At 37.9% G+C, this 11,968-nt stretch carries 13 protein-coding genes; 2 read left to right on the top strand and 11 right to left on the bottom strand.

Going from position 1 to position 11,968, the window contains the following annotated elements; genetic code table 11:
- Positions 1–4: 4 nt before the first annotated feature.
- The 6 genes from D0T08_RS16380 to D0T08_RS16355 form a co-directional block, all read right to left on the bottom strand.
- The gene (locus tag D0T08_RS16380; protein ID WP_116983740.1) at positions 5–1,189 is read right to left on the bottom strand and encodes an FtsW/RodA/SpoVE family cell cycle protein; all 1,185 of its coding nucleotides are present in this window, start codon (positions 1,187–1,189) and stop codon (positions 5–7) included.
- A 319-nt stretch (positions 1,190–1,508) separates the two neighbouring features.
- The gene (gene mscL / locus D0T08_RS16375; protein WP_116983739.1) at positions 1,509–1,835 is read right to left on the bottom strand and encodes a large conductance mechanosensitive channel protein MscL; all 327 of its coding nucleotides are present in this window, start codon (positions 1,833–1,835) and stop codon (positions 1,509–1,511) included.
- Between the two features lie 32 nt (positions 1,836–1,867).
- On the bottom strand, positions 1,868–2,812 hold the full coding sequence (locus tag D0T08_RS16370) for a DUF3078 domain-containing protein (RefSeq protein WP_116983738.1): 945 nt from the start codon (positions 2,810–2,812) through the stop codon (positions 1,868–1,870).
- Positions 2,813–2,988: 176 nt separating this feature from the next.
- Positions 2,989–3,783, bottom strand: a complete 795-nt coding sequence (locus D0T08_RS16365; RefSeq protein WP_310586262.1) for a mechanosensitive ion channel family protein — start codon at positions 3,781–3,783, stop codon at positions 2,989–2,991.
- A 56-nt stretch (positions 3,784–3,839) separates the two neighbouring features.
- On the bottom strand, positions 3,840–4,031 hold the full coding sequence (locus D0T08_RS16360) for a hypothetical protein (RefSeq protein ID WP_116983736.1): 192 nt from the start codon (positions 4,029–4,031) through the stop codon (positions 3,840–3,842).
- Positions 4,032–4,132: 101 nt separating this feature from the next.
- Positions 4,133–4,735 carry an RNA polymerase sigma factor gene (locus D0T08_RS16355; RefSeq protein WP_116983735.1) on the bottom strand — a complete coding sequence of 201 codons (603 nt, stop codon included), beginning with the start codon at positions 4,733–4,735 and terminating at the stop codon, positions 4,133–4,135.
- 275 nt (positions 4,736–5,010) lie between these two features.
- On the opposite strand from D0T08_RS16355, the gene D0T08_RS16350 reads away from it, so the two are divergent.
- Both D0T08_RS16350 and D0T08_RS16345 read left to right on the top strand, forming a co-directional pair.
- Positions 5,011–5,319 carry an SCP2 sterol-binding domain-containing protein gene (locus D0T08_RS16350; RefSeq protein ID WP_116983734.1) on the top strand — a complete coding sequence of 103 codons (309 nt, stop codon included), beginning with the start codon at positions 5,011–5,013 and terminating at the stop codon, positions 5,317–5,319.
- Between the two features lie 53 nt (positions 5,320–5,372).
- Positions 5,373–7,163 (top strand): acyl-CoA dehydrogenase, encoded by a 1,791-nt coding sequence (locus tag D0T08_RS16345; protein WP_116983733.1) that lies wholly within the window; start codon positions 5,373–5,375, stop codon positions 7,161–7,163.
- Positions 7,164–7,274: 111 nt separating this feature from the next.
- Here D0T08_RS16345 and D0T08_RS16340 read toward each other — a convergent pair whose 3' ends face one another.
- The 5 genes from D0T08_RS16340 to D0T08_RS16320 form a co-directional block, all read right to left on the bottom strand.
- Positions 7,275–7,955 (bottom strand): head GIN domain-containing protein, encoded by a 681-nt coding sequence (locus D0T08_RS16340; RefSeq protein ID WP_116983792.1) that lies wholly within the window; start codon positions 7,953–7,955, stop codon positions 7,275–7,277.
- 351 nt (positions 7,956–8,306) lie between these two features.
- A complete protein-coding gene (locus D0T08_RS16335) occupies positions 8,307–9,368 on the bottom strand; it encodes a hypothetical protein (RefSeq protein WP_116983732.1) in 1,062 nt (353 codons plus the stop codon).
- A 231-nt stretch (positions 9,369–9,599) separates the two neighbouring features.
- Positions 9,600–10,757, bottom strand: a complete 1,158-nt coding sequence (locus D0T08_RS16330) for an MFS transporter (RefSeq protein WP_116983731.1) — start codon at positions 10,755–10,757, stop codon at positions 9,600–9,602.
- A gap of 84 nt (positions 10,758–10,841) precedes the next feature.
- Positions 10,842–11,231 carry a VOC family protein gene (locus D0T08_RS16325; protein WP_116983730.1) on the bottom strand — a complete coding sequence of 130 codons (390 nt, stop codon included), beginning with the start codon at positions 11,229–11,231 and terminating at the stop codon, positions 10,842–10,844.
- On the bottom strand, positions 11,228–11,890 hold the full coding sequence (locus D0T08_RS16320; RefSeq protein ID WP_116983729.1) for an HAD family phosphatase: 663 nt from the start codon (positions 11,888–11,890) through the stop codon (positions 11,228–11,230). Before D0T08_RS16320 ends, D0T08_RS16325 begins: the two co-directional genes overlap by 4 nt.
- Positions 11,891–11,968 lie beyond the last annotated feature (78 nt).

Genomic DNA, 11,968 nt, shown 5'->3' with positions numbered 1-11,968 from the left:
GTTATTATTTTAAAGCAGCTACTTTGGCCTCGTCGTGTTCTCCTTTGGTTACGCTTAGCACAATACCAATAGCTACCGAGGTAAACAAAATAGAGGTTCCTCCCATACTCATCAATGGTAGGGTCTGTCCGGTTACGGGGCCTAAGCCTACATTGATAAACATATGTACAAATGCCTGAAATACTATACTAAACGTAAGCCCTACACAGAGTAGCCCACCAAAAGCACGATTAGTATTCTCGACATTTTTCAGGCCTCTATACAAGAGCCAAAGGTACATAAACATGGTAACAATTGCCCCTAAAAAGCCATATTCTTCAACAATAATGGCATATATATAGTCAGAAAAGGCCTCTGGCAGATAATTACGTTGAAAACTTTTTCCAGGGCCGATACCTATCGCACCACCTCTGGCAATAGCAATCATAGCCTGGTCTCGCTGATAACTGTCGTCTCTATCAGCATTGCCCATTACTTTATCTCCGTTTAAATCAACTTTGGCAAAAGCTTCTATACGCTCTAATACTACCTGTCCGCGGCCAAAATCAACCCCTCTGTTATAGAGAAATATACTGATGCTTACTACTATTACAATCGCTCCTATCACAAAACCTGCCATGCGTATCAGGTATCTTCCAGGTACACGGCCAACCCACATAATGATAAAACAGGTAATTCCCAGAATAACTGCCGTCGAAAAGTTGGTTATAGCTAACATCCCACACAACAAGCCACACCAGAATATCAGTCCTAACAAAGTTTTTGGGTTATATTCCATATTCTGTCTGCGCGCCAGCATGGCTGCCAAATTGGTAATTAATACCAAGCGCACTAAATCTGATGACTGAAATGAGATACCAAAGATGTTGATCCAACGTTTGGTTCCTCCCACAGTTGTTCCAAAGAAATACGTATACAACAAGAGCATTGGCGTAATCCAAAGCAATAATCTTGAAACACCAGCAAAATTTGTGTAGTTGATTCGGTGCATGCACCAGATTACTCCCAAACCTAATAATAAATGGATAGTATGAGAGAGCAGATAGCTTTCGGTGTTTCCACCGGCTCTTTTGTAAGCAAGAGCGGAACTGGCACTATAAACTACCAGTATACTGAATAACGAAAGCACGGCGATAATAAACCAGATTTGCCAGTCGCCACGCAGTTTGTCTTTTAACCACGTTTCCATGACGCATAATAGCGGAACACCGCAAAAAAAGATTATAGGATATAAGCACGAAAAATTTAATCTCTGGCGGGTTCACGCCCTAAATTAAACTTGATAACAAATGTAAATTAATTATGATAGAAAGAAAAAGAAAAAACAGAAAATTTATTTTAGGGTAATTGACCTACAATATTTACCAGTTTGTCTCGAATTTCTCTCAAATAAACCAAATTATGTTTGGTTTGTTTTCTTCTATTTTCAGTTTTTTCAACAAGTGTCGACTAAAAAACCTCCTATAAGTTTATATAGCATATAGGAGGCTTATCTAAAACCGGGCTTATTATTTATCTGTCAGTTTCATTTTATTAGCACCCTTTACAATCAGGAAAAGCACCCAGGCAATAATAAAAAAGTTAATTACTACACTGATAAAATTACCATAATTAATTGTAATGGCAGGTATGGCCTTACCGGCGGCATCGACAGTGGCTTCTTTTAAAATAATACCACCCGTTACTCCGCCTCCTGTCAATACATTGACAATTGGCATAATAATATCATCAACCAAAGAGGTAGTGATTTTACCGAATGCGGCACCAATGACCACACCAATAGCTAAGTCAAGGACATTGCCCTGAGCAATAAAAGTTCTGAATTCTTTTAGCATTGATTTTCTGGCGTTTAAGGGGTTATAAATTATTAAAGGGTAAACAATAATCCTGCGGCAAATCCCTGACTTATCTGAAACTTATCAATCTGATCGCGGTCATAAATTCCCAAGAGCGTAAAGTTGACATTCAGATATTTATTCACTTTGGCAGTGGCAATCAGGTTTATATTATGGTCAATCGAGTTTTTATCCGGGGCTTCTCTTTTTGGCGTATAGGCTAAGAATGCCTGGTACCGACATTTCAGATTCACATTTTTGGCAATGTCTTTATCAAAAGCAGCTACTAACTGAAACCCTGTTTCAAACAATACTTTTTTGCCTTTCTTTACACCGTAAGCATCATCTTTCTTATTGTATTCGGTAAAATCAGTAAATACCTTATCGCTTGTTACAAAAGTCTGGCGTAGTGTAGCACCGCCTAATTGCAATACAAAGTAAGGAACAGGTTTATACTCAATACCTACACCCTCTGCCAGATAGCCAGGAGCCAGAAAACTCGAGATAGTTCTTTTGCGTTCGGTAGGCAGACCATCATTTTCATAGACCACCCCATTTGCAAATTGCGACAAGAAGTTTATACCAGCAAACCAGTTTATTTTAGGGCTTATTTTATGCGAATATTTAGCTTCTAAAAATAGACGGTCAATGCTTTTGGCTCTTCTTTGCCCTTTGTTATTGATGGTTCCTAATTGAAACTGAATATCACTGATAAAGGCACCTTTATTCTTATAATATTCTGCGTGGTTGTTAAACAAGGCTCCAATCGACCAGTTGTTTATACCGCCACCTTGCCAGTTATTAAAAGCTGCCTGACTAAAGTTAATACCAAATTGCGTATTTCTAGGCTTCCAGAAGCCGACTTTTAATGAATCGGCCATGTTTTTAGCATTTTTTAAGCTAAGCGTGTCGTTTTTTTGTGCCCATAAGTTGGCTGTTGATAAAAGAATGGTTGTGATAAGAATAAACTTTCTCATTGGATTAAATTGGGGTTAGATATTTTGGTCAAAAACGGTTACGTCTAATCATACAATAGATGACCAGCGCAGTTTGAAAAGAATTCAGTTTGATTTATTAAGAAGAGCTATTACTCTTCCAAATTTATACGTTTATACATTGGAAGAGTAACACAATATCAACATTAATTTTTGAATTAGTCAAAAATTACGATTTTCTTCGATTGAAGTACCTGCAGTGGAAATACCGTTTTCGATTCTTCGGTCTGTAGCGTTAATGTAGTATTATCCATTGCAATAATTTCGCCTTTTACTCCGTCTATCTCTACTACCTGTCCTTCTCTGTATTTGTTTTTACTGTAGAATGACGATATTATATTCAATAATATTTCTTTTGATGCAAAGCCGTAACCAATAGCAAAGGCAAAGATGATTCCGCCTATGAAAAGATTAAAGCTTGATTCTAGCAGGCTTGTATTAATACCCACTTGCGCTACCGACTGAATCACAAAGATGATCAACAGGAAAAAGAAAACGGCTGTTCCTATCAGTTTTCCGGCAGCAATATTGAAAGATTTACAAAGCGATACCACAAAATTGCGGAGTGTATCGGCCAGCCATATACCTACAAACAGCATGATACCTGCCGAAATCATTTTCGGAATAAACTCAACCAGCAATTTTACCATATCTGAAATAGCAGGCACTCCCAAAGTATCAGCTGCCGGGCGCAGAATAAATATCAGAATAAAATAGTAGAGAATTTTAGAGATGATAGTACTTATTTTTATCTCTATTTTCATACTTTTGATGGGCTCAATCTGCGTCAGCTTTTCACCAATCTTATCGGCGCCTATCTGTTGCAGCATCTTTTTAGTAATAGCAGCTACAGCTTTGGCAACCAGCCAGCCTATCAATAATATAGCTAATGCGCCAATCAGATTATATATGAAGCCCATGAAACTTTTAAGAAGGTTATTAAAAGTTTCCATGAGTGTCTCAACAAAACTTGGTACTCGTCTATCCATAACTATGCATTCAAAAATTTCTACTTTTCTTCTTTCTCTTTGTTCTCCAGTTCCTGCAATAATATCACTCCTGTTACCATTGTTTCACCTAAAAACATCTGTACAACCTGCATGATATCCCGAATGACGTCAATTTCCGCGGTAATCATCCCTTTCAGGTGCGCGGGGGCTTGAGCTTCATCGTCAAAGTCTGGTAATGTATCGTCGGTCATAACAAATATTTTTTAGAAAATCGAATTCACATTTCAAGAATCTCTCTTCTAATGATATCTTTCAACAGTTTTATTATCTTAAAATGTGCTAAGCTGGTCAATTACTTTCTCCAGAACCAGATAGCTTTGATTAATATAATCAGGAAGAAAATAACATTTTCGGTATATATTTTCTTCAATTTCTCTTTTGTACGCATCAGGCGCATTTTCACAGCGCTTTCTGATATCTTAAAGGTTTCTGCTATTTCTTTAATACTAAAATCATCTTGGTACTTCATCAATAAGATAGCTCTCTCGTCTGGGTCGATTTTTTGCAAAGCTTTTTTAAGGCCTTGCGATTGCATTTCTACTAACTCTAAGTCATATCCGTCATCTGCCAGATCAAAGTTTTCATCCAATGCTACCTCTGCCTGACGCTTCGTTTGTCTTACCTGATCCATACAATAGTTGTAGGTGATAGAATAAAGCCAGGTAGAAAACTTAGCATGCTCTTTAAAACTCCCCAGTTTCAATACCAATCTCAGGAAAATATCGTGTGTAAAGTCTTCAGCCTGTGCTTCATTTTTGACAAATGATAAACATTTACGGTATACTTTATCGACATAGCGATCATAAAGTTCTTCAAAATACACGTTACGTTGGGTTTCGATATACATGCGAACCAACTCCTCATCTGCAACTCCTTTAAAATCTTTGTTTTTCAATTTTGACAGTATGATTAGGGAAAAGTAACTATATGGAAAGATTTTTTTATTGGGTTTTGATTAGCACGCAAAAATTCTTGCTCGTATACAGGCCATTTCGCATTTGAAATAATATACGAAAGTATTACGAAGTAATTTGTATACCTGTACCAAATATTTAATTTTTTACTTAGAATGACAAATTTTTAACAAAAAAATTAGTATGCTTGCATAATGTCTATCTTATTTTGCTTAAATTTCGCCAATCAATTTTTTCTTAAAAATCTTATATAAAAATGTCTGCAAAAGAATACTTAGAAAATACCGCTGCGAAACTCAACGGAACTGAAATTGGTGATGTAAACACAACATTACATTTTGATTTTAATGGTTCAACTTACTCGATGCACGTAGCTGATGGCAAAGCTGAGCTACAAGAGGGCTTAGTAGGTGAAGCTGAATGCGTGATTAAGGCTAATGAAGACGATTTTGTGAAAATTGCCACAGGTGATATGAATCCGATGATGGCGATGATGATGGGTAAACTGAAAATATCGAATCCGGGTGCGATGATGAAATATGCCAAAATGCTTGGATTAATGTAAGAATCCTCTCTCTTTTCTATTCAACATTATAAAAACCTAACTGAAATAGTAGCATGGCAAAGAATTTTTTCAGTAAACGAAATGTGAATTTTCTGCTTTACGAAGTACATGAGGCAGAATCACTGACAAAGCATAGCTATTTCGCTGATCATAATAAGGAAACTTTCGACATGACGATTGATGCAGCAACCCAGATTGCTGAAAATCTGATGTTCCCTTTTGTGAAAGATGTTGATAAAAATCAGCCGGAACTGAAAGACGGTAAGGTGAAAGTTCATCCATCTATTAAGAATTATATAAAGGCTGTAGGTGAATCGGGCATTATCGGAGCTGATTTCTCTTATGAAAACGGCGGTGCACAATTGCCCATGACCATTACGAGTGCGGTTGGCTATATACTGATGTCGGCCAATAATGGGATGATGTATATTGGCTTAACGTCCGGAGGCGCCCGCCTGATTGCCAACTTTGGCTCAGATGATTTGAAAAAGGATTATATCGAAAACATGATTTCTGGTAAATGGCAAGGCACAATGTGCCTGACTGAGCCACAAGCCGGAAGTTCATTGTCTGATATAACTTCTTCTGCCGAACCTTTAGAAGATGGCACCTACAGAATCAGAGGACAAAAGGTATTTATCTCAGCCGGTGACCATGATGCTACAGAGAATGTAATCCATTTATTTTTAGCCAGAATCAAAGGCGCACCGAAAGGTACAAAAGGTATTTCATTGTTTGTAGTCCCTAAATTCCGCTTGGATGGCACCGACAATGATATTACCTCAATGGGTATTTATCATAAATTAGGTCAGAAAGGTGTTCCGGCTATGCACCTGGGTTTTGGTGATAGAAATGATGATTGTATCGGCTATCTGGTAGGTGAACCCAACAAGGGCTTGAACTATATGTTCCAGATGATGAACGAGGCTCGTATTGGTGTAGGCCTTACAGGGATTTCAATCACCTCTGCCGCCTATTATGCTGCGCTGGAATATGCCAAAGAACGCCCGCAAAGCCGTAGGTTAAATGCTAAAACTGCTTTAGATACCCCACAGATACCGATTATCCAACACCCTGATGTAAAGCGGATGCTCTTATTCCAGAAATCGGTGGTAGAGGGTGGTTTGTCATTATTATTAGAAACCTCCAGGTTTTTCGACTTATCGGAAGCCAGTGACGATCCTGAGGAAAAAGAGAATGCGCACTTACTGGTAGAGTTACTGACCCCAATTGCCAAGACATTCCCTTGTGAGTATGGTGTAAAGTCCATCAATGATGCCGTGCAATGTTTTGGTGGATATGGCTTTACTGAAGATTTTCCGGTTGAGCAATATTATAGAGATGTACGCATAACCCCTATTTATGAAGGCACTACAGGTATCCAATCACAGGATTTATTGGGCAGAAAAGTGATGATGGCAGGAGGTAAAACCATGAAGCTTTTAGCGCAGGAAGTGGGCAAGACTATTCAGTCGGCTAAAGAATATAACGAATTGAAAAAGTATGCGACCTTGCTTACAGAAAGCAGTAAGCAATTGCAGGAAGTAACGATGCATCTATTGGGTATTGCCGGAACTGGCGACATCGAAAGGTTTTTATCAGACGCTACGCTTTATATGGAACTGTTCAGCCTGAATGTAGTAGCCTGGCAATGGCTCAAACAAGCGATTGTAGCGCAACAAAAACTAATAGCAGGCACTGATGATGTAGATTTTTACGAAAGTAAGATTCATACCATGAAGTATTTCTTCCATTACGAATTGCCTAAAACACAAGGTCTGACTACAAGATTACTAGATACGGAAGTATTGACTATTATGACTGATAAAGAGGTAGTGATGTAATAGCAAAGAGGAGGAAATTTATTCTCCTCCTCTTTGCTTATTAAATTCGTTGTGACTAATCACTAAATCACACAATCACTCATTCACCGCAGCGGCGGCCGCTAAATAGATTTAATTCACTGATTTCACCGAACCAGCCCCAGAAGTATTAGCTACTACCGAAGTAGCACCACCTTTATAACGCACATTACTTGCGCCACTGGCTTCTGCTACAATTTTGCTCGATACATTTACTTTCGCACCACTGGCACCTGAAGCATCAATATTGGCTGTAGTTACTTTAAATGCATAAGCATCTACACTTGATGCACCTGATATATCTGCATTGAGGCTCTGGCCATCTCCTGTAATAGTTAAGCCCGATGCTCCTGAACAATCTAATGAAAGATTTTTAGCGTTAATCTCAAAAGTAGCCTGAGATGCGCCTGATACATCAATATCCATTTTATCGCTTGAAAAACCTGCAACTTTGGCTTTGCATGCGCCTGAGAAATCAACTCCTACCAATTTAGGCATAGTGATAGTGACATATACTTCTTTACGGTTTTTCCAGCCCCCCCAGTTATTCGGATAACCAATGTCCAATTTGCCGTTTGAAACTTTTACTACTAAGTCTTTCAAATCCTGCTCACGGCCTGTAACATCTACCTTATAATTGCTTGATTGTGTAACTGTAATGACAAAAGCACTACCCATATCCAGTTTATCAAAGCCTGATACATTGAATGTACGTTTATCTTGTGCGAAAACAGTAGTTGAAAAAAAGATGAATAAAATGAATAGTCTTTTCATGATTTTGGTATAGTTTATGTATGTACTAAAATAAGATGTTAAAAATATGAAAAGGTTGCATAAAAGCCTTAATATTTTTTCACCCATATGATCCTTGCTTTCCGGCATCTACACCGCTTTGCTTTGTGTGTTTTTCGTAAATCAACTTTCGGCCAGATACTATAAATCATTCTTACTAAAAAAACATTCCCGAGACAGGATTCTTTCTGATGCCTGTTGAAAGAATATGGGATATTTCTGTAGAAAGCTTTTGCTTAGCTTTTTGCTTAATATTGCTATGAGGTTATATAACAAAAAAGCCGCCTTTGTAGAGGCAGCCTTTCTGTTATATTGAATATGCTCAAAGAATGATTATTTGTTCAAAATCATTTTTTGGTATAAAGCTTTTTTAGAATCTCCTCTGATAACTCTTACAGTTAGTTCAGTAGCAGGAAGATTTTCAGGTAATAAATATGCTTTACGTAGGTCTTTTACGAAACCTTCTTTGTGCATAATTTTCGAACCGTCTTGATTAGTAATATCTACAGTAATCATTTCGTTTTCGTTCATACCTGACAATTTCAAGAAGAACTCACCTTCTGTTGGGTTTGGATATACACCAATACCTGGTTGAATGTTACGGCTTTTCGCTAAAGTGAAAAGAGTACCGTCTTTCAGGTTAGTTGCAGAAGAAAGATTAGCATCATCTGTCATAGACCAGGTACCTTTATCTAAGAAAGCGATACCATCTAAATCAGATTTGCTGTTTACAGAAACCTTTGCGTCGCTTTTTAAAGATTCAGATTTCAATGACCAGTATTCATCCTGATTGATTGCATCAACACCTGATGAAACCTGATCTGAAACGTTTAATGGGCTTTTGAATGAGTAAGCAGCTGTCAAAGTCTGGCTTTCGTTAGTTCTAGCTACTTTGAAAGAACGGAAGTTTGTACCATCACCTAATGGGAATTCGAAAGCCTCGTTTCCTTCTTTGCTCACTACACCTTTTACGTGTGAGAAATCTGATGCACCATCATATTTACCATTTGCACCAAATGTTAAAGGATTTTGTACAGATGATTCGATAATACCTCTGCGGAAAGAAAGGGATTCGTCAACACGAAGAGCCGTTTCTAATTTTAGATCGTTGTCTAATAGCAATTGACCGAATGCCAGTTCTTTAGTGCTTTTCAGAGTCTGAGGAGCGTTGCCATCAAAAACAACAGTACCTGCCGATTTTACTAAAGAAAGGTTGTCAAAGTTTTTTTGGAAGTGAATCTTACCGTTATTTGTAAGTTTGCCTTCATTTACTACATCGGTATTAAAACTAACAACTGCTCCTTCGCTTACGTAAAAATCAGTGCTGTTAACCACCTGGGCGTGTAGTTGAGTAGCGACAAGGCATACTCCCAGAGAGTAAATAATTTTTTTCATATAATCCTGCTTTATTTTTTTCTGTTTTCCGATGATAAAATTAATGAGTCTTATTTAGAAGAAAAAGCTTTTTCTCTAAATTTTATTTAATGGTAATCAAAAATTATATGGGCAGGTTGACGTTTGTGTACGATTTAGTGAATCGATTCTTCGTGTATTATTCAATGTACTTTCATCTAAAACAAATATCATTCCATAAGGTTTGCGTGCCAAAAAATATTTCCATTAAAATTAGTATAATTTCACCTTATTTACTAATAAAACCCATATTAAACCCAAAGAAGCGATTATGCCAAAGGCAAATGGTAAATTAATGCTTTCAGAAACAAAACCTATTAACACAGGGCCAGCCAGAAACCCGGCCATGCTAAAGGTATTCATAGTTGCTAATCCTGCACCTTTGGCCATGCCCGGTACTCTGGCTGAGCTACCATATAATATAGGTGCTCCGCAAGAAACCCCTGCCCCTACCATAGCAAAGCCTATAATGGCTGTAATAGTATAAGGTAAGGCAATGGCAATGATAATACCACAGATAGCAATAATACCGCCGATTCTTAAAACAGCATTGCCGCCATAACGAGGAATAAGCGCATCGCCTGCAAAACGACCCACAGACATACAAAAGGAATAGCCTGCTAATCCCCAGCCAATGAAATAATCAGGGGTCTGTACTACATCTCTCATATAGACCGCTGTCCAGTCAGCCATTGTTCCTTCGGTGATATTGGTGCAAAGACTTATTAATATCATTAATAATAGGGCTCCTTTTGGGAATACGAATTTAGCTCCATCGTTCTGTTCTATTTTTTCTTCATGAATACTGATAACTGTGGGGCGAATAAAAAAAGCTAAAGAAATGAAACTAAAGGCCAGTATCCACATATGATAGGCCGGAGATATTTTCATACCCTGTGTAAAACTCGCCAGAATAGAACCCAACATCAAGCCTGCACTAAACATCCCGTGGCAGGTTGACATAATATTAATATTGTATTGATGCTCCAGACTTGTAACACAGGTATTCATCGATACATTGGTAACTGAAATGCTGAGACCCACTAAAAACAGACTGAAAGCTACTAAAGGCAGATAACTCATACTGACTGGCATAGCATACACTATCGACATAAAAATCAGTCCGACTAATGTCATAGTGCGCATACCAAAACGATTAATCAGAATAGTAGTAAACGGATTCATACCCGCTGCTCCCAGAGGCAGACAAAGTAACAGGAGACCTAACTGGGCATCGTCTAAGGTATATTTTTGTTTAATAAAGGGAATTAATGTAGCCCAGCTACCAAACAAAATGCCCATAGCTGTAAAAACCATAGCTACAGCCAGACTCTGACGATGAAAGAAGAAAGTGGATAAGTGCTTAAACATGACTCTTTATAATGACGAAACACATACAATACTCGTATATTGACGGATGATACGCTTTTCTTTGGTAAAATATTTTTCGGCATTCTAAGCCGTAATCTCAATTCTGTTTTTTTCCGGGTCTAGAATCACGCTTTCATAATAGCCGTCTCCTGTCCAACGAGGTTCACCTACAATTTCAAAAGAATCTTTTCTGAAAACCTCAGTCAGTTCATCTACCTTTTCTTTAGTACCTACCGAAACTGCAAGATGTGTAATACCTATAAACTGTTCGTACCCATTATTTCCTGCATCTGTAATACCGGGCATTTGCATCAATTCTAATCTTGCACCTGAATCAAAAGAAATAAAGTACGACTCAAAGTTTTTCTTATCGTTTCTATATTTCTCGTTCGATTTCCCGTTGAAATATTTCACGTAGAAACTCCGCATCAATTCCAGGTCTCTTACCCAGATAGCCAGGTGTTCTATTATCATGATTCAAATAGGGATTTAATTTTCTGATAACTCATTTCCTTATAATTCACCACATAATCATTACAAACAGGCAACTCTTCTTTTTTATAGGTACTCAATACCCCTATTACCTTTGCTCCCGCTGCTTTGCCTGCTGATACACCTGCATGAGAATCTTCAAATATCACACAGTTTTCTGGCAACACACCCAGATTCGCAGCTGATTTCAGATACACTTCCGGGTTAGGTTTGTGGTGAATTACATCTGAACTTGATAGTAGAGATTCCATCTGAGAAACCAATGGCAATTTGCTCAGAATCAATCTAAGGTTCTCGACCGGTGCCGAAGTGGCAATACCTGTTTTTACACCGTTGGCCTTTAAATCGGCTATAAATTCCATTAAACCTGCAATCGGTATTACCTCCGGTTCATATAATTCTCTAAAAAGTGCTTCTTTTTCAAACTCCATCGCAATAAATTCATCTCCTATTACGTCTCTTTTAAGGAAGTATTTCAGAATATAACTATTGCTTTTGCCATACATGTGGGCAATGAACTCGTCTTCAGTGGCATCAATCTCAAATTTTTTCAAGAATGCTTTCCAGGCAAGTGAGTGGTGAGGGTTCGTGTCGCAAATGACACCGTCCATATCAAAAATTACTGCAAATGGTGTTTCCAATACTCAATTAATCAATTTTTTGCAAAATTAGGGCATTTAGTCTGTGTTTACTACTCATTTATTTACTAATAATGATAC

The sequence above is a fragment of the Emticicia sp. C21 genome, from assembly GCF_003418935.1.
Lineage (GTDB): Bacteria > Bacteroidota > Bacteroidia > Cytophagales > Spirosomataceae > Emticicia.
Note: the sequence above shows the minus strand (reverse complement) of the source record. Positions and strands in the feature narration are given on the sequence as shown.